Below are 23,838 nucleotides of genomic sequence, written 5' to 3' on the forward strand. Positions count from 1 at the left end.
TGTGTGCGTTTTGACGGTAAAGATAGAGAAGGGATGTTTTGTATATGTTTAAAAAGTTTTTTGGACAATTGCAACGAATTGGTAAAGCGTTAATGTTACCAGTTGCAATTTTACCAGCCGCTGGTTTATTACTAGCAATTGGTACAGCAATTCAAGGGGAATCCTTACAACAATACCTTCCATTTATACAAAATGGAGGAATTCAAAGTGTCGGTGAAATGATGGCTGGCGCGGGTGGTATTATATTTGATAACTTGCCAATCATATTTGCAATGGGTGTTGCAATCGGTTTAGCTGGTGGTGACGGCGTTGCAGCTATTGCTGCGTTTGTCGGCTATATCATTATGAATAAAACGATGGGTGCATTTTTACATGTGTCGCCAGATAACGTAAATGATGCTGCGAGTGGTTATGCGAGTGTATTAGGTATACCAACATTACAAACAGGGGTGTTTGGCGGTATTATCATTGGGGCGCTTGCTGCTTGGTGTTATAATAAATTCTTTAACATTTCATTACCATCATATTTAGGATTCTTTGCTGGTAAACGTTTTGTACCTATTATGATGGCACTAACTTCGTTTGTATTAGCATTCCCGATGGCTTTAATTTGGCCACATATTCAAACGGGTTTAAATGCATTTAGTGAAGGATTACTTGATTCTAATACAGGATTATCTGTATTCTTATTCGGGTTTATCAAACGTTTATTAATACCGTTTGGTTTACATCACATTTTCCATGCACCATTTTGGTTTGAATTTGGTTCATGGACAAACGCAGCTGGAGATATTATTCGTGGTGACCAACGTATCTTTATAGAACAAATTCGTGAAGGAAGTCATTTAACAGCTGGTAAATTTATGCAGGGTGAATTCCCAGTAATGATGTTTGGCTTACCTGCAGCTTCTTTGGCTATTTATCATACAGCGAAACCTGGAAGTAAGAAAATTGTGGCTGGTTTGATGGGTTCTGCAGCTTTAACTTCGTTCTTAACGGGTATTACGGAACCATTAGAATTCTCATTCTTATTTGTAGCGCCATTATTATTCTTTATTCATGCAATATTGGATGGTTTAGCGTTTTTAACAATGTATCTATTAGATGTGCATTTAGGATATACATTCTCAGGTGGTTTTATAGACTTTGTATTATTAGGTGTGTTACCGAACCAAACAAGTTGGTGGCTAGTGATTCCAGTAGGACTGGTATACGCAGTAATTTATTACTTTGTATTCCGATTCTTAATCACAAAATTCAATTACAAAACGCCTGGTCGTGAAGACAAGCAAGTTGAAGCTTCTACTGCAACAGCAAGTGAATTACCATTTGAAGTGTTAGATGCAATGGGTGGTCAAGAGAATATTAAACATCTTGATGCTTGTATCACACGCCTACGTGTTGAAGTAAAAGAGAAGAGTAAGGTCGATGTTGGTGGATTGAAAGCATTGGGTGCTTCTGGCGTGCTTGAAGTGGGTAATAATATGCAGGCAATATTCGGTCCTAAATCCGATCAAATCAAGCATGATATGGCTATGATTATGAAAGGTGAAATTACAAAACCAAGTGAAACGACAGTGCCAGTAGAGGACGATAATAAAGTAACGCAGATGGACGATTTGGATGAAGTAGAAATTTATTCACCAGGTAAAGGTCAAATCATACCTTTATCAGAAGTGCCTGATCAAGTTTTCGCTCAAAAAATGATAGGCGATGGTGTAGGATTTGTTCCTGAAGATGGAGAAATTGTGGCACCATTTGACGGTACGGTGAAAACAATATTCCCTACCAAACACGCCATTGGTATTGAGTCAGATGAAGGTGTAGAATTACTTATCCATATTGGTATTGATACTGTTAAATTAGATGGTGCTGGTTTTGAAAGTATGGTTAGTACAGGAGACACAATTAAAAAAGGACAAACGCTAATGCACGTTGATTTAGACTATATTAAAGCAAACGCGCCTAGTATTGTGACGCCATTGATATTAACAAACTTAGAAAACCGAACACTTGAAGTAACTGAAGTAACAGACGTGAAATCAGAACAATTGATTATGACAGTTAAACAAGACTAAATAATCATAAAAATATAAACTTTAAGTGAAACTGCAATAATGTAGTTATATAGCAACTCAAACAGTTCGAATTAATAAAAATTCGAACTGTTTTTTATTTTTTAAGATAAAATGTTGAAATATTCTGAAATTATAAATATCATAGGAGTTATGATTATATTAAAAATGAGGGTGAAATTATGAACTATAGACCATCAATGCAAGTGATGCCTAAAGTAACACTTGTGCCACCAGAGTCAAATATGGCTGAGGCATTATATCAAACAATTAAAGAAAATTTTTCACACTTAGAACCATTTCTAGAATTTATTACGGAAGATGTTACAGTCCAAGACGAAAGTGCATATTTGAAAATGATGATTCAACAGCATGCAGACAATACAGGTCGCTTATTTCTTATTTACTATGAAGATGATCTTATAGGCACCATAGATTTACATAAAATAGATACGAAGAATCGCAAAGCAGAAATTGGTTATTGGATTGCTGAAGATTATACAGGTAAGCAAATAACAACGACGTGCGTGAAGTATATGTGTCATTATGCATTTGAAACATTAGGTTTAAATAAATTGACTATTTTAGCCGATGTTCGAAATATACCAAGCAATAAAGTGGCTGAAAAAGTTGGCTTTTCTTTTGTTGCTACTGATTATCAAGATCTATTCGATGGAGAAGTATTTAGAGATATGAACCGTTATATATTATTAAAAGAACACTTTCACTAAAATAAATTAAACACTTTCATCGCGTTTTAAAAATAATAATTTGAAAGGGGATGGATATGGATATCACAAGAGGCATAAACCATATTGGATTAACGGTACCAGATATTGAAGTTGCAACTATATTTTTCAAAAAAGCTTTGGACGGAAAGGTAGCCTATGATAGTCAAACAAAAGCCGATGATGCACGATCAGGTGAATTTGTAGAACATGTCTTAGATATAGAGAAAGGTGCAAAAATTATAAAGAAACGTATGATGGTATTTCATAATGGACCTAATATAGAAATGTTTGAATTTAAAGATGCGGCTCAGCAAAGTCCAGCATCGTTACAAGATATGGGTTTTACACATATTTCATTTTACGTAGATGATTTTGAAACTACTTTTAAGCGAGTGATACAAGAAGGGGGCAAACCGATTTCAGAACCACACAGTAATACAAAATATGAAGATACAGCAAATAATAAAACCGTATATATACGCACGCCATGGGGAAGTTTAATTGAATTACAAACTATTCCTGAGGGTTATTATTATCCAGATGACAGTGAAACTGAAGTGTTTATACCTAAAAAATAAATATAAAACTTTAACTAAGGGGAATCGATGATGTTACAAAGAAAATTAAATATCGCGAATTTAAAGACACCTATTCATAAATTAGAGTCACTAAGTCAGTCACTAGGTAAAGACATCTATATTAAAAGAGATGACTATACAGGAACCGAAATTTCAGGTAATAAGGTAAGGAAGTTAGAATATACAATACAGTATGTATTAGATAACGGTTATGATACAGTCATTACAATTGGAGCAATCACATCTAATCATGCGCGTGCAACTGCTGCTGTCTGTGCACAATATAATATAGAATGTCATTTAATATTGAGAGGCACAAAGAAATACTATGAAGGAAATTTGTTTTTGGCAACGATGTTAGGCGCTCATATACATCTTATAGAACCCAATGCTTCAAGAGAAGAAGCAATGGATTCATTGTATATAGAATTAGAAGAAGGCGGTAAAACGCCATTTAAAATACCTGCAGGCGCATCTGATTGGATAGGCGCTCATGGTTATATCAATACTTATGAAGAAATATTAGAACAAGAAATCACGTTAGGCGTTCAGTTTGATTCTATTAATTTAGCTGTAGGTTCTGGTGGAACATACGCTGGACTTTGGTTTGGCAAAACGAGTAATAACTTAGAAACTCAAATCATTGGATATGCTGTAAACAAAAATGCTGAAACTTTTAAAAATAAAGTCATTGAGATTATTAAAGATTTAGACAAAGAGACGCCCTCGTTTGAATCCATTTTAATCAACGACGAATATATTGGTTTAGGATATGGTCAAGCAACGGATGAAGAACTCCAATTTTATATCGACATCGCGCAACAAGAAGGAATAATATTAGATCCCACATATACTGGAAAAGCTTTTCGAGGACTTGTTGAGGAAATAAAACAAGGTCATTATGATGATCAGCAATGCATTTTGTTTATTCATACAGGTGGTTTACAAGGCTATACACAAGAAATAAGAACGCGAATCGAACAATTAATTGATGTAAAATAAAACGTAGACACTATAATAGTCGAAAGCGATGTTTTAAAAATATAAAATGGACAATTGCTCAAAGGATATGAGCTGTTTTTAAATATTATATTATTGTATTTTGGAGCAAATTCGTTGATTATTCTTCTGAAAATGTTTCATAATGAGATACAATTTGTGTGACGAGGAAGGTGTTTAAAATGACGCAAACATTGACTACGATAGAATCATTTCACGCGTTTGTTAACAAACATAAATTAGCGGTTATACATGTGATGAGAGACAATTGTAGCGTTTGTCATGCAGTTTTACCACAAATAGAAGGACTTGTAGGTGAATACACTAATGTGTCACTAGGCGTTATAAATCAAAGCAATTTAGAAGCTATCGCTGGTGAACTATCGATATTTACTGTGCCGGTAGATTTAATATATTTAGATGGAAAAGAAATGCACAGACAAGGTCGTTTTATTGATATGCAACGATTTGAACATCAGTTGAATTTGATGTATCAAAGTATAGATTAATACATTTTAGCATGTAATTTTTTCTATTTTCAGACAAGAATGGTTAAAAAGTCAGTGCCATTCTTAAATTAATACAAAAATAAGACACCTCGTTTTAAAGTTACTCTAACATAACTTTAAAACGAGGTGTCTTATGTATAAAAATTATAATATGACTCAGTTAACACTACCAATGGAAACTGAAATTTTGATTTCATGTTCCCATATTTGTGTTGTTGATACTTTTAATAACACAAAATAATTAAATTGTCTCAAATGAAAATGTGGGTAATTAGATTAAAAGTTTCATGTTTCTTAAAATTAATGTATGATAAAGAATATTAATAGCGCAATAGGGGGATGTATATGCGAATAGAAAGAATCTGTCCTGATGAAGCAGAGGAACTATACACTTGTATGAAGAAAATCGACCAAGAAACGCAGTATATGTTGTATTTGCCAGATGAACGTAGTTTTGATAAAGAAGCATTTATTGATGATATTAAGCGCAATTTTTATATTGGTGTTAAAACAGATGATAATGAAATCTTAGGCTATCTGTCTGCACATATTAGTACATTATCTAAGGTGAAACATATTGGTTATATTGTGACAGGGCTCGTTAACAACAAGCAGCAGCAAGGCTTATCAACAAAAATGTTTGGTGAAACAATTAGGTGGGCGAAGCGCAAGGGGTTAAGACGCTTAGAATTAAATGTGATCACATCGAATACACCTGCTATAAACTTTTACGAGAAATTAGGGTTTAAAATCGAAGGTATTAAACGTGAATCGATTTATATGGATGAACATTACTATGATGAACTCTATATGGCAATGATATTGGATCAAGACATTATTCCTAATACTATGCGCATGTTGTAGTTATCTGGCGAAAAGACAAGGTAAGATTGAGCAATCAATGATATATACATAAAATTAAAGTATTAAGCTTGCGTAATTGCTTTTACTAAAAATGTGAACTACTTTATTATAAAATATATATATCAGACGAATTGAAGGAGGTTATATATTTTGTTGAAAAAAATTGTAGCATTAACGAGTGTTGGTGTAATAACTTCCTACTTTTATGCTAAAGTAAAAGAAAAACGTAGTTATAAAAGCTTTTTATATGAAGCAATGATAAGAGCTACTCAAATGAAAAAGCCATTTGAAAGTGTAGAAAATGCGCAAAAAATGTTGAAAATTGTGATGAAAGATACAGAAGGGCCACATAAAGGCACGGGCTATTGCTTTCGTAACGATGTTCGAACTACAAACATACAAAATACAACGACGTATGTAGTGAATGATAAAGCAGATAGCCAGCAGCGAGTTGTACTGTATTTACATGGAGGTGCGTGGTTCCAAGACCCCATTAAAATGCACTTTGAGTATATAGATATACTTGCAGATGAATTGGATGCGAAAGTCATTATGCCTGTATATCCCAAAGTCCCACATGCAACTTACAAAGAAACTTTTGAATTGCTTACTGAAATCTATAATAATATAATTGCTCAAGTAGAACATCCACAACAAGTGATTATCATGGGTGATTCGGCGGGCGGTCAAATTGCATTGTCATTTGCGCAATATATCAAAACATTAGGCTTAGAACAGCCAAGTAATATTGTCCTGATTTCTCCTGTTTTAGATCTAACATTATCTAATCCTGAAGCAACAGTGTATGAAAAAATAGATCCTATGTTAGGCATTAAAGGTACGCAATATTTCATAGAATTGTGGACAGGCGACACACCATTAACAGATTGGCGTGTTTCTCCAATAAATGGTGCATTAGATGGCTTAGGACACATTACAATTTCAATAGGCACAAAAGAAACGTTATATCCAGATGCAGTGAAATTATCGAACTTATTAAATGAAAAAAATATAGAACATGATTTCTTACCAGGTTATAATTTATTCCATATTCATCCAATCTTTCCAATTCCAGAAAGACAACAATTTTTAGAACAACTAAAGCAAATTATCAATAAACATTAAAAAAAGGCTCTGTTTTGGGCCGACTTCTGTGGAAAATCACGAGCCGAAGACTACAAGACTTTGGCTGTGACTACGGAAAGTGTGTACAAAAAAATTGCCAACAAAGTCCTAGACTTTGTCGACACACTGAAAGGACCTTTCATTTTTGGAAGGTCCTTTATTATATAAAATACTACTTACGTGAGTCATTTTGGGAAACGACGCACGTAAGTAGTATTATTTGTTTTTTAAATAAGCTGGGAAAAATTCTGTGAATAAGTCAATAAATGATAAATACACATCTTTTTCTACATATTCATCTACTTGATGCGCTTGACTGACTAAACCAGGACCATACATAATAAATGAAAAATCTTCGTCCTTATCTACAAGTAGGTCAGAAGCATCGGTTACACCTGGAGAAGCTTCTAAAGGTAAATCAGCATTTAAATATTTTGTGCCCATTTCGTGTGCTAATTCTGCTAGTTTATTTTGACCTGTTGTATAAACAGGTGGTCTAGACATATAAGTGTCGATTTCAATATCTGTATGATCAGTTTCAACTTGTTTTAAAATTTCATTGAAATAGGAAATGAATTGTTCGTTATCATGTTCTGGGATTGTACGTATATTAAATTCTGACTCAGCATGTTCGGGAATGGAGTTCACTTGGTTACCGCCATTAAAGATAGTAGCATTCATAATGGCATTACCTAAAAGGGTATTACTTTTATTAAATTTTTCAAAACCTTCATCTGCTTTATAAACAAATTTCACGAGTGGCGAAATCGCATTAAAACCAAGGTGTGGCATCGAACTATGTGAAGCTTTACCTTTTGAAGTAACACGAATGTCCATTGAACCTTTATGTGCATATACAATTCTATCTTGAGATGGTTCGGCAATAACAAGTGCTTCTACATCTTTCATATAACCTTGTTCTTGGAAAGCTTTTGCGCCCTCACCGACGATTTCTTCGCCTGCAGTTGCGAGTAAACGAATTCTTCCATGGTCTAATAACCCTTGTTCTTTGATATCAATCAAGCTGATAACCAATGCAGCAAGTCCTGATTTCATATCTGCAGAACCACGTCCATAAAATTTATTATCTACTTCAGTTAATTTGAATGGGTCATATGTCCATTTATTTTTATCGCCTTCTGAAACGACATCCATATGCCCTGAAATACCTAGAACTGGGCCATCTTCACCAATTTCTGCTATTAAATTTGCACGTGTATCGTTGATTTTAATTATTTTGGAGTCGATACCATGTTTAGATAATAAATCTTTAAGATATTCACATACTTCAATTTCGTGGTCATTTACAGATTTAATACTTACTAAATCTTCTAGTACTTGAACTTTTTCTGCTTCTGAAAATTTACTCATCTTAATAAAACCCCTTTTCTTTAAATAATAACCATCTATCAACTTAATTATATCTGAAGATTCCGACTAATTGAATTTTAACGTATTGAAATAGGGGATGAATAATGAAAGTGAAATTTATTTGAGTTTTTATTTATATTTTGAGCCCATATCGTATGTTTAACAAAAAAATCATACATGGCTCATAGATGAAGTACGATCTAGGGACCTTGTATGAGTATTAACATTGTGTGATAAAGTTTCTGTTTTTAATGAATTAGTAAAATTAGATTGTAATTCATCGGGTACGCGATTACTTTCAGTTGTTGTCTTTTCAGATGAAGCTTCATTATTGTATTCTACATTTTCAATGTTTGTAGGCTTATCAGTATCTATTACTGCACCCTTCATATCATTACCTTGCATACTTCCAACCAAAATCATAATGAGATAGCTACAAGTGATAAGAAATACAACACCAAGATATATAGAAACTACTAATTTAACAGATTTACTCATAAACTGCCTCCTATATAGATTTATTGTTCCCTACACACATAAGATAACATTTAATTTTTAATAATATGTTAAGAAGCAGTAAATATTATATATTTGTTTATGGCAAAATAAACCGCAATACTAAATTAAATTTAAATTTTTCAATAAAAAATATTTATTTTTTCTAAAAATATAAATGCCATTAAATAAGGGTTTATAAAGATAAAAGATGAATATTACATGTATTGTAAATTTGAATTTACGAAATATTAATCAATAATTCAAACAATTTATATTAAATCAATAACTGCATGGTAGCATAACGGTATTGATAGGTAGGAATTGTTTAAACGTTGTGAATGCTATTTTTAGTTGATACATCTTCACTATGTATTAAGAACATGATTAACCTGCTTTGATATATACATAAAATTAAATACGCTGCTGAAAAGAGGGATAAAATTTGCTACTCATCATCATATGTGTAGGTCTCATTCTTTGGCTAGGTATTGTTGAGAAAAAACAACATTCCTACAGATTAGAAAAAGTACCAATACGCATAAATATAAATGGTATAAGAGGTAAATCTACTATAACTAGATTGATTTACAGTACACTGCGTGAGGATAACTACCGAGTTATAGGTAAAACAACAGGGACAGATGCACGTATGCTGTATTGGTTTACACCAAGAGAGTATCCAGTTTATAGGAAGCCTCAAGGAGCAAATATCGGCGAACAACGTGACATTATTCGCAAAGTTGTAAAACAAAAAGCCAATGCGTTAGTAAATGAATGTATGGCAGTTAATCCAGATTATCAAATTACATTCCAAAAAGACTTAGTGAAAGCAAATATTGGTGTGATTGTGAATGTGATGGAAGATCATATGGATGTGTTAGGTCCAACGTTAGATGAGGTAGCCGAAGCATTTACCGCGACTATTCCATACAAAGGACATCTTGTAGTGATGAAAGATGATTATACTAAATTTTTTGCTAAAGTTGCTAAAAAACGTAAAACAAAATTAATTGTTGTTGATAAAGAAGAGGTGCCTGAATCCTATCTCAGAAAGTTCGGTTACATTGTATTCCCAGATAATGTTGCAATTGCTATGGGCGTTGCCGAAGCAATGGGCATAGATCGAGATACAGCTCTGAGTGGCATGTTAAATGCGCCACCTGATGTTGGAGCGGTTGAAGTTAAATACTTTAACGCTAACAATTCAACTAACGTTTATGTTAATGCATTTGCTGCAAATGAGCCAAAATCTTCAAAAGCAATATTAGACAAAGTTGAAACCTATAATTATCCATATAAAAAAATTGTACTTATATTAAATTGTCGTTCTGACAGGATCGACAGAACGAGACAATTTTGTGAAGATTTTTTAAAGGATGTCGAATTCGATACATTAATTTGTACTGGTAAAAGTACTCAAATGGTCAACGATGTAATGAAAGGCCAGCCGAATAAGAAGTATTTAAACTTCGAAGGTAAAGATATAAAAGAAGTTGAGCGCGCATTATATAAAGAATCTCAAAATGCCTTGATTTTCTGTGTTGGTAACATTCACGGACCAGGTAAAGAAATAGCGCAATATATAGAAGGGATCAAATAATATGATAGGTTCAGAGTTATATTTTTCATTATTTGTGGGCATTGTACTAAGTCTCATCTTTGCCGAAAAATTTGGTATTAGTCCAGCTGGATTAGTAGTACCAGGATATTTAGCACTGATTTTTGATCAGCCAATTATGTTACTATCTGTACTCATTATTAGTTGCATTACATATTTCATTGTTAATCATGGTGTAAGCAAAATCGTAATTTTATATGGTCGTAGAAAATTTGCGGCAATGATACTTACTGGTATGGTATTAAAGTTTGTATTTGACATCATTTATCCCTTAACTCCTTTTGAAATGGTGGAGATGTCAGGGATTGGCGTTGTTATTCCAGGTATCATAGCAAATACAATTCAAAAACAAGGTGTCATTATTACTTTATCTACATGTATGTTATTAACATGTATTACTTATGTCATCTTATTCTTTTATAGCTTTATCAATTAGTAAGGAGCATAAATATGAAACAATCTAAACGATTTACTATAGAGGAACGGGTATTAAAATGGACGAAACGTCACAAAAAACGCAACTCTATATACACCGGCATTATTTTAATAGGGGCAATTGCACTTTTAATATTCACTATGTCATCACAAAAAGTTGAACCAGTTCAAGCTATGAAGAAAGCCAAGGATGATATAAGGATGACTTATTTAGGCAATATAGAAATGAATAAGCATATAAGGAAAAATAATATTAATGACACCTTTAGTCCGATAGAAAGTGTTTTAAATGCGAGTGATTACTCAACAGCAAGTTTAAAACTCACCAATTTTTCAGATGATAGAAAGACAAATATTAATATGAATTTAGAGAACGTCATGTTTTTGAAGGGTTTAAATATTAAAAGTTTAAATATTATCAACAAAGTCACCGATAATATAACAGCGAGAGAGTTCAGTAGAGCGGTAGAAGGGCAGGCTGGTTATAATTATTTAACTGGAAATGGTTCGAATCCTATTAATAGTAAAACAGTACAGCAAACAGTTAAAGGTAAAAAAATTGCCAACGTTTCGTTTACAGACGTTGAATCTGATTACACGGACACCTTGAAAAACACAACATCGGTGAGTTTAGAACCGAATATCTATATTCCATTAATTAAAAAGTTAAAAGAGGAAAATGATTACGTTGTGGCTAATGTTGATTGGGGAATAACGGATGAACGCGCTGTTACAACAAGACAAAAGAAATATGCACATTCACTTGTTGATGCTGGTGCAGATGTCATTATCGGTCATAACTCAGTTACTCAACAGATAGAAAAATACAAAGATACGAGTATTTTTTATAGCCTTGGTAACGTAACTTCTGAAGATTTTTTATCTAAAAATAAACAAGGCTTAGCTGTTCAGCAAAATTGGAATGGTAAAGATTCAGAATTTATGGTAACACCAATTAAATCACAAGGTGGAAAAATTACAGAATCCAATCCTAACAAAGTGGAAGAAATTAAATTATTGAACAATATTGAAAGTAAGAGTGTAGACCTTAAAAAAGAGAATGGAGGTTACGTATATGAACATTAAAACACAATGGGTGAGTATTACAGTAGTTTCAATAGTATTAGTCATCTTTTTATTAATTGTATTTGCTCGTGCGAATGAAGGCTTAGAACAATATGAACAAAATGAACTTAAAACATCGCATCACCAATATTTGTCTAAAGGAGCTTAAGTATGAGTATTTATAATAAAAAAACACTCATCGTAATCTTACTCCTTACTATAATCATTTCTTTTATCTTTTTTATAGCAACCAAAGAAGATAATTATAATAAAGATGAATTATATGAAAATAAGATTGCTGATCATGATCAAAACCCATCTGATGAAAATTATGGTGTTGCGTCTAATAACCCAATAGCAAGCCGTGTTGGTGAGAAAATTATTAAAGATGGAGGGAATGCTGTAGATGCTTCCATGGGTGTTTCATATGCATTGGCAATAACCGAGCCTCACTCCTCTGGCTTAGGTGGAGGAGGTGCGATGTTATCCTATGATGGCAAACCGAATGTTGCGCCAAAGCAATGGCAATACAAAGATATTTCATCGTTTAAATATGATGAGAAAGACGAAATAGGCACACCAGGTTTTGTACGAGGGATACATGATGCCCATAAAGAAGCGGGTAAAATGGATGAAGAGAAAATCTTAAACTATGTGATTCCTTTAGCAGAAGATGGATTTGAAGTGGATTCGGAATTAGAACGCAGTTTAAAATTATATGGTTCTGATGTTGATAGAAACTCACCATTCTTTGAAGGTGATAAAACTAAAAGAGAAGGCGAAGTAGTTAAACAGCCAGAATTAGCTAAAACAATTAAAGGAATTAGAGATCATGGGCCAGACTATTTCTATGATAAAGTGGGCGAAAGTGTTTCTGATCAAGTAGATGAAGAAATAACTGAAAAAGATTTTAATAGTTATAAAACCACGAAAAAAGAACCGGTTAGCACAGATTATTTAAATACTAAAGTATATTCTGCATCTAATCCATTAGGTGGCACATTGATGCTTCAAGGTTTAGAAATAGATGAAGCAACAAACAATCAAGTGCCACAAAATACCCAGTCTGCGCCAGCAAATGATCAAATAGATCCAAATAATCAAACTACCCCTAATAACCGTTTAGATTATATTACTGGTATTTTAAAATCGAGAGCACTTATGTATCGAAATAGAGATATAGTCAATGGCCAAGATGAAGATTATGATGAATACTTATCTCAAGATTATTTACTAGGCAAACTAAATGAAGTGAACTTTGAAAGTAATTTCAATACAAATAATGTAGATAATACAAGTACAACACACTTTGTTGTAGTTGATAAAGAGGGCAAAGTAACAAGTACGACTAATACATTATCAAGTTTCTTTGGTTCAGGTGAATTTATGAAGGAAGGTTTCTATATGAACAACTCTTTATCAAACTTTTCTTCTGATCCGTTAAGCCCTAACCATGGCGGAAAACATAAAACACCTAGATCATATACAGCTCCAAGTATAGTCGTGGGTCCTGATTATTATATGGGTATTGGGACGCCAGGAGGTAATAAGATTCCTACCACAACCAATGAAGTCCTGATAGATTACTTAAAAGGTAATGGCACGCTTCAAGAGTCAATAGATAAGCCACGCTTTTACAATGATGGCGGTACAGTGTTTTATGAAAATGCTATGAGTAAGGCAGATGTTGCTATTTTCAAAAGTTTAGGTTTTAAAGTAGAAGAAAAACGAAATGATCCTAACTTTGGTAGTGTGCAAGCAGCACTTTACAATAAAAATGATAAGACTGTAGAAATAGGACACGATGTTGGTAATAGATAACATAAGGCGCAAGCTAAATTGATGAGTCTAGGAAACAACACAAATTTGATGACAAAAAGTGAAAAGGTAGATTTCCAATTTAAGGAAGTCTGCTTTTTTGTCATATCAATATTAAATAAGTTTAAGATGTTAGTCGGAAATAAATTTTATAAAGTTCTGTAATATTTATTATAAAAGTAAAGATATGGTTTGAAATTAGAAAAAAACTGTATTAACTTGTACGGGGATGGGTATAAGTAGAAAAAGACCATAATAGTTGGTAATATAATGTTTATATAATGCATTTTATGAGTGCAATATAAAAATGGGCTTATAAAATATGTTTATATAGCAAGATATTTAATAATAAAATAAAAATGAAAAAGTAACAACAACAATTATATAGGAGGGAAATATATGATATATGCTGGTATTTTGGCTGGAGGTATTGGATCAAGAATGGGAAATGTTCCATTACCAAAACAATTTTTAGATTTAGATGGGAAACCTATTCTTATTCATACAGTAGAGAAATTCTTATTAACAAGTGAATTCGATAAAATCTATATTGCTACACCTCAAAAATGGATTTCTCATACAAAAGATACTTTACGTAAACATAATATTAATGATGATAGAATTAAAGTTGTTCGAGGCGGCGAGGACCGTAATGAAACGATTATGAGTATTATAGAAGCAGCAGAAGTCGAAAATGGTATTACTGATGAAGATGTTATCGTTACACATGATGCAGTTAGACCATTTTTAACACATCGCATTATTAAAGAGAACATAGCAAGTGTTTTAAAATATGGTGCAGTAGATACTGTAATAACTGCGACTGACACAATCATCACATCAGAAGATGGTGAGTCTATAAAGTCTATACCAGTTAGAAGTGAAATGTATCAAGGTCAAACGCCTCAATCATTTAATATTAATTTGTTAAGAAATAGTTATAATGAGCTCTCAAGCGATGATAAGAAAATTATGACAGATGCCTGTAAGATACTAGTTGTAGCAAACAAATCTGTAAGACTAGTTATGGGAGAATTATACAATATAAAAATAACGACACCTTATGATCTTAAAGTTGCTAACTCAATCATAAAAGGTGGGATGTCGAGTGATTAATCAAGTATATCAGCTCGTTGCTCCGAGACAATTTGAAGTAACATATAATAATGAAGACATTAAAAGCGATAAAGTTATTATAAGACCATTGTATTTGTCAATTTGCGCTGCAGATCAAAGATATTACACAGGTAGCAGAAATGAAAAAGTGCTGAAAAACAAATTGCCAATGTCATTGATTCATGAAGGTGTTGGTGAAGTTGTTTATGACAATAAAGGTGTGTTTGAGATTGGTACGAGAGTCATTATGGTGCCTAATACACCTGTGGAAAAAGATGATGTTATAGCTGAAAATTATTTACCAAGCAGTAAATTTAGATCGAGTGGATTTGATGGGTTTATGCAAGATTATGTATTTATGGATCACGATAGAGTCGTTGAAATAGATGATAGTATCGAAGATTTAAGTACAATTGCTTATTCAGAATTAGTGAGCGTAGCCTGGCATGCAATTCAACGTTTTGAACGTAAATCAATTTCATATAAAAATAGTTTTGGCGTATGGGGAGATGGGAATTTAGGTTATATAACAGCTATTTTACTCCATAAACTATATCCAGACGCTAAAATTTATGTTTTTGGTAAAACGGATTACAAATTAAGTCATTTTTCATTTGTAGAACATATATATCATATTCATGAAGTTCCAGAAGATGTCTCATTTGACCATGGTTTCGAATGTGTAGGCGGTAAAGGAAGCCAGTCAGCAGTGAATCAGATTATTGATTTGATCTCCCCAGAAGGGACAATTAGTTTGTTAGGTGTAAGTGAATATCCAATAGAAGTAAATACACGTCTTGTACTAGAAAAAGGCATAACGATGTTTGGTAGTAGTAGAAGTGGTGTACAAGATTTCAGAGACGTCGCTCAATTTTATAAAGACAATCCTGATGTCGTTGAAAAATTAGCACTTCTAAAAGGTAATGAAGTTGATATTAAAACCATTAATGATGCTGTAAAGGCATTTGAAACAGATTTATCCACATCATGGGGTAAGACTGTGCTTAAATGGACAATGTAAAGAACAGTTATATATATAAAGATAACTGAAAATTCAATTTATATTTATTTTCAATTATTTTAAATTAGTTATTAATATCGATTTTACGGTTTTAAATCTAATTAATTGAACAAGAGAGGGTTTTTAAAATTGAGCAAATCTAAAATAATAATTGATGACATCTATTGGGAGCGAATTCAATTGTTTATTGAAGGTCACGTTAATGATATTGAGCTTAACAAGAAAAATTTTGTTTTGCGAAATTTGACTGAAACTAAAGAATTAGCAGCAAATGATGTGAAAATTGAAGGGAATAAATTTAAAGCACGTTTTAATGTGGCGATTTTAGATGATGGAAACTATCTTCCATCTGGTGAATATCTCATTGTCTACAAAGATGATTTTGATTATATTGCCCATATCAATGAAGCGTTACTGAATCCTAATAGTTATGAATTAGATGATATCCAACTAGAAGAATATGAAGCAGAAGAAACACAAAATGGAAAAAATAATTACCTTTTGACCCATTATGAGTTTGTATTTAAAAAAGGTGGCAATTCTAAGAAAACAGAATATGCCGTTCAGCCCATGATTTCGAGTGAAGTAAATGAATTTGTATTAAATATTGATTTTAAAGCGCCTGAACCGAAAGTAAATCCAATTAAGAAAAAAATGATGGATTTGCGTTTAAAATACAATAGATACTCTTTTAATGTGCGTAATTTTGTATTTCAATCTATATTTAAAGTTACTAAATTTTTCCACTTGAAAAAAGGGAAAACAGTATTATTCACTTCTGATTCAAGAGAATATATGTCAGGTAACTTTGAATATGTATATAACGAAATGCTGCGTCAAAATTTAGATGAAAATTATAAAATTCATGCCTTGTTTAAATCTAATATTTCAGCTAGAAGAAATTTCATTGATAAATTTAAGTTTCCGTTTTTATTAGGTAAAGCAGATTATATTTTCGTAGATGATTTTCATCCACTACTATATACAGTGAAGTTTAGAAAAAGCCAAGAAATTATACAGGTTTGGCATGCAGTTGGGGCATTTAAAACAGTTGGATATAGCCGTACTGGTAAAAAAGGCGGTCCGTTCTTTAACTCCGTTAATCACAGAAACTATACAAAAGCTTTTGTATCCTCTGAAACAGACATCCCTTTTTATGGGGAAGCATTTGGCATTAAAGAACAGAATATTATACCAACAGGCGTGCCTAGAACAGACATTCTTTTCGATGAAAATTATGAAAGAGAAATTGTAGCTGAAATGGAGCAAGATTTACCTATCATTAAAGGTAAAAAAGTTATTCTATTTGCACCAACATTTAGAGGCAGCGGCCACCACACAGCACATTACCCATTCTTTAAAATAGACTTTGCGAGATTTGCTCGCTATTGTCGTGAAAATAATGCTGTTGTACTGTTCAAAATGCATCCATTTGTAAAAAACAGATTGAATATACCTAGAGAATATGAACAATATTTTGTAGATGTATCAGATTTTAGAGAAGTTAACGACATTCTATTTGTTACAGATATATTGATTAGTGATTATTCTTCTCTAGTATATGAATTTGCAGTATTTAAACGTCCAATGCTCTTTTATGCATTCGACCTTGAAGACTATATTACTTCACGTGATTTTTATGAACCATATGAAACTTTTGTTCCAGGTAAAATTATTGAATCATTTGATGATTTAATTACAGCATTAGATAATAACGATTACGAAGTAGAAAAAGTATCACCTTTCTTAGACAAACACTTTAAATATCAAGATGGGCGATCAAGTGAACGTTTAGTAAGAAATGTATTTGGAAGTTAACTTATAGAACAACTAAAATAATAAGGTGAATATAGTGAGTTAAGTACAATGATAAATAGACTGATGGTAAGATATAGCGTATATTTTAATTGCTATTAAACTAAGTATATTGCATTGTATCTTAACTCACTTTTTATGAGGTGAAATAAAGTGAAATTTTCAATTATAGTACCAAGCTATAACTCAGAAAAATATATTGAAGAGTTATTAAACAGTTTAAAAAATCAAAAGTATGATAAAAAAGATTTTGAAGTGATACTTGTTGACGATTGTTCAACAGATGACACTCTAAAAATTGTAGAACCATATAAAGACAAAATGAATTTGATTGTGAAAAAACTTGATGCAAATTCAGGTGGTCCAGGTAAACCAAGAAATACAGCACTACAAATTGCTCAAGGAGAATATGTATTTTTTGTAGACTCTGATGATTATATTAATAACGATACGTTAAAAGATGTGTCTAAATTTGTAGATAACAATAATGCAGATGTGGTATTAGTAAGAATGGAAGGTGTAAATGGTCGTGGTGTTCCAAGGTCTATGTTTAAAGAAACGAGCGACTCTGTGACACTGGAAAATTCGAGGATCATATATACACTAGGTCCTACTAAGTTTTATAGAACCTCATTATTACGCAATAATAATATTAATTTTCCAGAAGATTTGCGTAGCGCTGAAGACCAACTATTTACAATGAAAGCTTATCTCAATGCAGATAAAATAGCCGTATTAGCTGATAAACCTTATTACTATGCTACAAAACGTGAAGGCGAACATATGAGTTCAGCTTATGTTTCACCAGAAGATTTTTACAAGGTCATGTCATTGATAACAGAAGCAATTTTAGACAGTCCTTTAGATAATAAACATAAGGTGCTAGGTTATTTTATAGATCGTCATTTCTCTTTCTCAAGAACTAATAATTTTTCTCTAAAAATAGCAGATGATAAAAAAGAAGTATGGATGGATGCATTAGGTGACTTTATTCAAAAAGTACCTTCTGAAGTAGATGAATTAGTAAACGATGCGTTGAAACCATTGTTGTATTATGCACGTCTAAAAGATATGAAACATTACCAAAAGGTTGAAGAAAGTTATAAAAATGGTCGCTTTTATAACTATAATGCACATCAAGGAGAGCTAGAAATACAATTTGGTGAAAATGAGCCGTTTTTCACATTCAAACAATTGATTAAACCTGATTTAAGAATGTCACAGTTTAAATTTAATGATAAAGGATTTGAAATAGAACTAGAATTCTTAAAATCAATTATTAATCCTAATCATGTTGCGACAATGATTCAATTAAAACTTGTTTCTCGAAATAAAAAAGAGCTGATTTATGTACCATTAGCAATTAATGATCAATCTCACTTTAAATTTAGTGCGTCGATGAATGATATAATCCCATACTTGGTGAAAGAAAAAGTTTGGGATGCCTTTTTAGAGATGAGAGTAGATAACATGATTGTTGAAAAACGTATTGGTAGTAAACGTGCAAAATACCCTTATGAGGTAGAGACAAGTACAATTGCAGAAAATAATAATAAATATTATCGCTTTACGCCATACTTTACAAAAGATTTTGATAACCTGTCATTCTATGTAACTAACAATAAACTTTATGACATGTTAGAAGTTACTTCTAAAGACAGTAAAACAATACAATTACGTAGCTTAAAATTCAATTACTTATTATCAGAAGGTATGACAGCACTTATGTTGTCTAAACGCTTCACGTATGGTTATTTAAACAGTCTAGCAACAAATGATAAGATGACATATCATTTAACTATTCAAGAGAAAGTAAAAGCAAATGAACTTCAAAAGAATTTTAGAATTGAAACGCCGCACTTAATTTTAAAGTATTAATTATATATTAGTCTATCTTTAAAGATATCTAAGCATAAACTCAAAATTGAATAGATGACTGTTAGAATTCTACGGAAATCTAACAGTCATTTTTTATTTAACAATATAATTATTTTATGGGGATCATGAAATATAAAATTGAAGAATTAGAAACTGTTAATACCATAGGTCCTTTATGAGCATGCATATTTAATTTTGCTAATGGATAGTTGGTATTATTTATCTGTTTCAGTATTGCAGGATTAATATATTTTTGGTTGAGCTTGTGAGGTACCAAGTGTGAAACTATACCATGATCACGGTTGAGTAGCCGTGTAAATACAGGGAAATCATTAGAGAAGTTATGGCTAATATTGACTTCTACGGATCTATGAGTCTTATTACTTTGATTATTAAACAGTAAAAAATGATAATGGTTTTTTGTTTTAGCTATGATGCCATAAGAAAGTAATACAACTTGATTGTTGAGAAAAGGCTTTAATAAACTATAAACATGAACGATAGGCATTGCGCTTTGGTGGTGATTGATAAGCATAAAGTGTGTTTTATCATCTGTATAATATGCATAGCCAAAGCCAGCGATTTGTTGATTCAGTTCAATCAATAGTTCAGTCAATAATATATGTGTGTCATCAGTCTCATTATTGAAATAAACTTTCAATGCGTTATGCGTTATTTTACTGAAGATTAATTTTTTTGATTGTTTTCTTCCCATTTGATGAAGAAATAGCGCTATATTTTGTTTTAAAGTATTTTCTGATTTAGAATAAGTTAATTTTTTTGAAATTAAATTTCCAAATGTAATCAAGTCATAATTAACGTAAAAATAATCTACGTGTAATGTATTAATTTTCTTAATGATGTGAGTGAGATTATGACCATATTCAATAAAAGGATCTATAACAATTCCTGTTTTTAACAAAGGAAACTGGTGATTTAATCTTTTGATGAGCAATGGCATATCTTTAATAGAACTGGTTTCAAGTTCAAACAATAGCGTTATTTGTTCTAAGAAATTTTTAGTATTAAGGGTTTCTTTCAATACTTTAAGTACATGATAATCAAATGTTTCTACTAAATTTAAAGTAGTGATTTTAAATGTTAAATCATACCCTTGAGTAATTAAATATTTAATTGTATCGAATAACTGTTGAGTATCTAAATCATTTAAGTACACAAAGTCTGTATTTTTAATTAAAAAATTTACTTTAGAGAAGTTGGAATAAATATCATTTTGTATAGCATGGTAATTAAATTTTAATAAGTCTTGTAAATTATCTAACCGAATAACCATAAAAGTATCTTCGAAGTGTTGGTCAAAAGATAGTCTAGATAGATTTAAAGTATAGGGCACTTCTGTTTGATTACGAGAAAAGTTATAAATATCTGAAAAATATTTAGACAAATTAGGCTCATTGATTGCTATTTGATAAGGATCGTTGAAATAACCTTTTCTAAATTGATAAATATATCTTTTAGGAGGTACACCAATATAATGTTTGAAATGTTTTGAATAAGTACTTACATTCATAAACTTATATTTTGTTGCTACATCATGAATCGCTTTATTACCCTGTATTAAATCAAATATGGATAAAGCGATTTTTAATGAACTTATATAGTGTTTAAAATTCATAGTTAATATTTTTGAGAATAAAATAGAGATATAGGATTGCGAAATGAAAAATGTTTTGGATACTTGTTTAGTAGTTAAAGCATCATAGATATTTTTATGGATATATTGCGTTAGGCGATAAACTAGTGGGTGCTTTGTGTATAGGGGTGGTAAATAATTATATTGTAATGTCACTTTTGCTTCTCTTAGTAAAAACTCAATTATATTAGAAATATAATAATTCATTGCATTTTTGTCTTGAAAATTATTTTGGAGCTTTTGTAAAATTAAGTTTTTGAATTGCTCGACATAACGTATTTGATTAAAGTCAAAAAATGCATGGGATAAACACGTATCCTTTTCAATAAATAAAGGTAATGGGATATTTAGTTCAAGAAGATCTTGAACATCAATCATTTGATATAAATCAGCATTGTTAATTATAACGCCATTTTCTATCGTTATAATTGAGCCATTCAAATTAATTTTACATGGCTTTCCTAATGGAAGAAGTATAATTACTTTATTTATACAGCGTGTTAATTCAGTTGTGTAATGACTTCTAATAGATAAAGAACTTATCACAAATATCACCTTTGCCTAAATATAAACCGATTGCTTTATAGTAATAACGCTATTGTACAACTGTGACATGAAAAAATGTTCGAATATCAAATAAGATTAATAAAAGGATATCTTAAAGTAATAATTAGTCATTTAGATAAATGACTTCTTAAAGAAGCGTGGGAATTCATTAAATTTATTGTGTTCTAAATTAACAAATAAGGTACTTCATTTAAAAAGAAAAAATCTAGATGAGTTGAAAATAAATAGGTTTGTATATAATTTTTAAATATAAGCTAAATATATGCAATAAACATAAAAGTGAGGATATAAGGGTTTGTGTTGTAAATTAATGTGAGAGAAAGTATTAAATAATGAAAAAGTAATGAGCTTCTTGCAATTAGGAAGAAAGATGACGTACTAACTTTATGATTTATTTAAAAGGATAGTAAGGGGAAGCGTGAACAATATAAGAAGATCTAAAACCACAGCCTGAAAGTGATTTTAGATCTCTTTGCAAAGGGCCTATATTGAAGTATATGCTCATTTGCTGAGAATCATGTTTATACGCTTTATTAAAACGGGTGCATAAAGTTTAATTCTGGGAATGGAATATAACTATGATGATAAACGGCACGGTTATGGGCCTTTATATAAAACGCAAACACATTCTCTATAAATATTATATAACTAATAATGTAGTCTTACAATATAAAATGCATGAACAATAAAAAATTGCACAATTTAAAGTGGATTGATTAAAATGCTTTAACTTTTTTGAAATTAAAATAAGTTAGCACTAAATAAAGAGAGAGAAATAAATTTTTAGTGGAATCATTTTTGCTTAGCATATAAGTCTATAGATTTAAAAAGTAAAAGTGAAAAAGTAATAAATAAAAACAAAGTGAATAAGCCATTAAATAAAGTGTTTCTGAAAATTTGAAAGATAGTGATAGAACTGAGTTTTTCTAAAAATATGGAGCCACTTGTCTTGATTTCAAACAAATCAAGGGAGAACAGTATTAACGTGATAAAGATCATGTATATTAAAGCTATGACAAAAAGATTTAATATATCAGATACAAATATTTTTTTCATAGTCACCAAGCTCCTCTCTTATTTCTCTATAGCCGATTAAACAATAAATAATAGTAATATGTATAAATTTACCAAAACTTTACAAAAAGGATAATAAAGCGAGTCATAGTGAACAATATAAATGCCGTATAAGAAAAAGTGAGAATTTAATAAAATAACTTTAAATTTTAGGTCAAAACTGTTTAACATACCAATATTGTGCTAAAGAGTAAGTAGTTGGATTTTATCAAGAAGGGGAGGTTCACTATGTATAAAGCTATTATCTTTGATGTATATGGAACAATCTTTGATATGTCATCTTTAGAAAATGATATGACTCAATTTGATGATGAATTAGCTGCATCAATTTCAAAGCTATGGCGAAAGACACAATTAAACCATATGTTTTTAAGACAAATTATGCAGCGCTATATTCCATTTGATGATTTAACTAAAGATGCTTTACGATATGTACTGGATGAACATAAAATACAGTATAATAGAGATGATGTAAATCAATTATTTGATGCCTTTTTAGATTTAAATTATTTTAATGAAATACCACGTGTACTTTCTAGTTTGAATGCCAAAGGTTTTGATATAGGTGTACTATCCAATGGCAATGATAGTATGTTAATGCCATTAGTCGACAATTCCAAAATCAGTGACTATATAAACACTGTAATTAGTGTAGATGAGATTAAACAATATAAGCCAAGTCCTGCAAGCTATGCGCTAATATTAGAATATTATAAAATGACTAGAGAAGATATTTTGTTTGTGTCTTCAAACTCCTGGGATGTAACAGGTGCAGCTAATTTTGGTTTTGATACCGTATGGGTAAACCGTAAAGGTGAACAATATGATAATAACGGTCAGTCGCCAACTATTACAGTGAATAATTTAAATGAAATGGCAAAATGGTTAGAAATGAATAAATAAATATAATAATAAAACAGCCCTAAATTTTAGGGCTGTTCAGAGTGTCGGCAAAGTTTACGATTTTGTCGGCATTATTTTGTACAGACTTTTGCAATCACAGCCTCAGCCTGTATACTTCAACTGA

At 31.4% G+C, this 23,838-nt stretch carries 20 protein-coding genes; 17 read left to right on the forward strand and 3 right to left on the reverse strand.

The features are described 5' to 3' along the window. Positions 1-44: 44 nt before the first annotated feature. The 7 genes from ptsG (at position 45) to ACP3TL_RS13935 (ending at position 6,881) form a co-directional block, all read left to right on the forward strand. Positions 45-2,078 carry a glucose-specific PTS transporter subunit IIBC gene (gene ptsG, locus ACP3TL_RS13905; protein ID WP_285325727.1) on the forward strand — a complete coding sequence of 678 codons (2,034 nt, stop codon included), beginning with the start codon at positions 45-47 and terminating at the stop codon, positions 2,076-2,078. Positions 2,079-2,257: 179 nt separating this feature from the next. Then, positions 2,258-2,806: a GNAT family N-acetyltransferase gene (locus ACP3TL_RS13910; protein ID WP_069833195.1), complete on the forward strand. Its 549-nt coding sequence runs from the start codon at positions 2,258-2,260 to the stop codon at positions 2,804-2,806. 56 nt (positions 2,807-2,862) lie between these two features. Then, positions 2,863-3,384 (forward strand): VOC family protein, encoded by a 522-nt coding sequence (locus tag ACP3TL_RS13915; protein ID WP_285325726.1) that lies wholly within the window; start codon positions 2,863-2,865, stop codon positions 3,382-3,384. A 30-nt stretch (positions 3,385-3,414) separates the two neighbouring features. Continuing rightward, a complete protein-coding gene (locus tag ACP3TL_RS13920) occupies positions 3,415-4,386 on the forward strand; it encodes a D-cysteine desulfhydrase family protein (protein ID WP_069833197.1) in 972 nt (323 codons plus the stop codon). 179 nt (positions 4,387-4,565) lie between these two features. Next, positions 4,566-4,892, forward strand: coding sequence for a thioredoxin family protein (locus tag ACP3TL_RS13925; RefSeq protein WP_069817197.1), 327 nt, complete (start codon positions 4,566-4,568; stop codon positions 4,890-4,892). Between the two features lie 345 nt (positions 4,893-5,237). Beyond that, on the forward strand, positions 5,238-5,756 hold the full coding sequence (locus tag ACP3TL_RS13930) for a GNAT family N-acetyltransferase (RefSeq protein WP_069833198.1): 519 nt from the start codon (positions 5,238-5,240) through the stop codon (positions 5,754-5,756). 150 nt (positions 5,757-5,906) lie between these two features. After that, positions 5,907-6,881 (forward strand): alpha/beta hydrolase fold domain-containing protein, encoded by a 975-nt coding sequence (locus ACP3TL_RS13935; RefSeq protein ID WP_069833199.1) that lies wholly within the window; start codon positions 5,907-5,909, stop codon positions 6,879-6,881. Positions 6,882-7,097: 216 nt separating this feature from the next. On the opposite strand, the gene ACP3TL_RS13940 is transcribed toward ACP3TL_RS13935, so the two are convergent. Further along, complete coding sequence (locus ACP3TL_RS13940) at positions 7,098-8,252, reverse strand: ArgE/DapE family deacylase (protein WP_069817192.1); 1,155 nt, start codon at positions 8,250-8,252, stop codon at positions 7,098-7,100. Positions 8,253-8,423: 171 nt separating this feature from the next. After that, positions 8,424-8,750, reverse strand: coding sequence for a hypothetical protein (locus ACP3TL_RS13945; RefSeq protein ID WP_069817190.1), 327 nt, complete (start codon positions 8,748-8,750; stop codon positions 8,424-8,426). A 442-nt stretch (positions 8,751-9,192) separates the two neighbouring features. Here ACP3TL_RS13945 and pgsB point away from each other — a divergent pair, with 442 nt between their 5' ends. The 9 genes from pgsB (at position 9,193) to ACP3TL_RS13990 (ending at position 19,516) form a co-directional block, all read left to right on the forward strand. Continuing rightward, entirely contained in the window at positions 9,193-10,350 is a 1,158-nt protein-coding gene (pgsB, locus tag ACP3TL_RS13950) for a poly-gamma-glutamate synthase PgsB (protein ID WP_069817188.1), read from the forward strand. Position 10,351: 1 nt separating this feature from the next. Continuing rightward, positions 10,352-10,804 carry a poly-gamma-glutamate biosynthesis protein PgsC gene (gene pgsC, locus ACP3TL_RS13955; protein ID WP_002506667.1) on the forward strand — a complete coding sequence of 151 codons (453 nt, stop codon included), beginning with the start codon at positions 10,352-10,354 and terminating at the stop codon, positions 10,802-10,804. A 14-nt stretch (positions 10,805-10,818) separates the two neighbouring features. Continuing rightward, positions 10,819-11,889: a CapA family protein gene (locus tag ACP3TL_RS13960; RefSeq protein WP_285336800.1), complete on the forward strand. Its 1,071-nt coding sequence runs from the start codon at positions 10,819-10,821 to the stop codon at positions 11,887-11,889. After that, positions 11,879-12,037, forward strand: a complete 159-nt coding sequence (locus tag ACP3TL_RS13965; protein ID WP_176723000.1) for a hypothetical protein — start codon at positions 11,879-11,881, stop codon at positions 12,035-12,037. The genes ACP3TL_RS13960 and ACP3TL_RS13965 overlap by 11 nt, the downstream gene beginning before the upstream one ends. A gap of 2 nt (positions 12,038-12,039) precedes the next feature. Continuing rightward, the gene (locus ACP3TL_RS13970; protein ID WP_069833200.1) at positions 12,040-13,689 is read left to right on the forward strand and encodes a gamma-glutamyltransferase; all 1,650 of its coding nucleotides are present in this window, start codon (positions 12,040-12,042) and stop codon (positions 13,687-13,689) included. Positions 13,690-14,085: 396 nt separating this feature from the next. Beyond that, positions 14,086-14,802, forward strand: a complete 717-nt coding sequence (locus tag ACP3TL_RS13975) for a D-ribitol-5-phosphate cytidylyltransferase (protein WP_069817182.1) — start codon at positions 14,086-14,088, stop codon at positions 14,800-14,802. Next, positions 14,795-15,823, forward strand: coding sequence for an alcohol dehydrogenase catalytic domain-containing protein (locus ACP3TL_RS13980; protein ID WP_069833201.1), 1,029 nt, complete (start codon positions 14,795-14,797; stop codon positions 15,821-15,823). The genes ACP3TL_RS13975 and ACP3TL_RS13980 overlap by 8 nt, the downstream gene beginning before the upstream one ends. A 129-nt stretch (positions 15,824-15,952) precedes the next feature. After that, positions 15,953-17,641, forward strand: coding sequence for a teichoic acid ribitol-phosphate polymerase TarL (gene tarL / locus ACP3TL_RS13985; protein WP_069833202.1), 1,689 nt, complete (start codon positions 15,953-15,955; stop codon positions 17,639-17,641). Between the two features lie 150 nt (positions 17,642-17,791). After that, positions 17,792-19,516, forward strand: a complete 1,725-nt coding sequence (locus ACP3TL_RS13990; protein WP_069833203.1) for a glycosyltransferase family 2 protein — start codon at positions 17,792-17,794, stop codon at positions 19,514-19,516. Positions 19,517-19,625: 109 nt separating this feature from the next. On the opposite strand, the gene ACP3TL_RS13995 is transcribed toward ACP3TL_RS13990, so the two are convergent. Further along, complete coding sequence (locus tag ACP3TL_RS13995) at positions 19,626-21,716, reverse strand: helix-turn-helix domain-containing protein (RefSeq protein ID WP_285325725.1); 2,091 nt, start codon at positions 21,714-21,716, stop codon at positions 19,626-19,628. 1,323 nt (positions 21,717-23,039) lie between these two features. On the opposite strand from ACP3TL_RS13995, the gene ACP3TL_RS14000 reads away from it, so the two are divergent. After that, positions 23,040-23,714, forward strand: coding sequence for a haloacid dehalogenase type II (locus tag ACP3TL_RS14000; protein ID WP_069817170.1), 675 nt, complete (start codon positions 23,040-23,042; stop codon positions 23,712-23,714). Positions 23,715-23,838 lie beyond the last annotated feature (124 nt).

This window comes from Staphylococcus caseorum, from assembly GCF_049943195.1.
Lineage (GTDB): Bacteria > Bacillota > Bacilli > Staphylococcales > Staphylococcaceae > Staphylococcus > Staphylococcus equorum_A.

Excerpts from the sequence above, each read along its gene's own strand:
- ptsG (WP_285325727.1), top strand. The coding sequence starts at position 45 with ATGTTTAAAAAGTTTTTTGGACAATTGCAACGAATTGGTAAAGCGTTA.
- ACP3TL_RS13910 (WP_069833195.1), top strand. The coding sequence starts at position 2,258 with ATGAACTATAGACCATCAATGCAAGTGATGCCTAAAGTAACACTTGTG.
- ACP3TL_RS13915 (WP_285325726.1), top strand. The coding sequence starts at position 2,863 with ATGGATATCACAAGAGGCATAAACCATATTGGATTAACGGTACCAGAT.
- ACP3TL_RS13920 (WP_069833197.1), top strand. The coding sequence starts at position 3,415 with ATGTTACAAAGAAAATTAAATATCGCGAATTTAAAGACACCTATTCAT.
- ACP3TL_RS13925 (WP_069817197.1), top strand. The coding sequence starts at position 4,566 with ATGACGCAAACATTGACTACGATAGAATCATTTCACGCGTTTGTTAAC.
- ACP3TL_RS13930 (WP_069833198.1), top strand. The coding sequence starts at position 5,238 with ATGCGAATAGAAAGAATCTGTCCTGATGAAGCAGAGGAACTATACACT.
- ACP3TL_RS13940 (WP_069817192.1), bottom strand. The coding sequence starts at position 8,252 with ATGAGTAAATTTTCAGAAGCAGAAAAAGTTCAAGTACTAGAAGATTTA.
- ACP3TL_RS13945 (WP_069817190.1), bottom strand. The coding sequence starts at position 8,750 with ATGAGTAAATCTGTTAAATTAGTAGTTTCTATATATCTTGGTGTTGTA.
- pgsC (WP_002506667.1), top strand. The coding sequence starts at position 10,352 with ATGATAGGTTCAGAGTTATATTTTTCATTATTTGTGGGCATTGTACTA.
- ACP3TL_RS13960 (WP_285336800.1), top strand. The coding sequence starts at position 10,819 with ATGAAACAATCTAAACGATTTACTATAGAGGAACGGGTATTAAAATGG.
- ACP3TL_RS13965 (WP_176723000.1), top strand. The coding sequence starts at position 11,879 with ATGAACATTAAAACACAATGGGTGAGTATTACAGTAGTTTCAATAGTA.
- ACP3TL_RS13970 (WP_069833200.1), top strand. The coding sequence starts at position 12,040 with ATGAGTATTTATAATAAAAAAACACTCATCGTAATCTTACTCCTTACT.
- ACP3TL_RS13975 (WP_069817182.1), top strand. The coding sequence starts at position 14,086 with ATGATATATGCTGGTATTTTGGCTGGAGGTATTGGATCAAGAATGGGA.
- ACP3TL_RS14000 (WP_069817170.1), top strand. The coding sequence starts at position 23,040 with ATGTATAAAGCTATTATCTTTGATGTATATGGAACAATCTTTGATATG.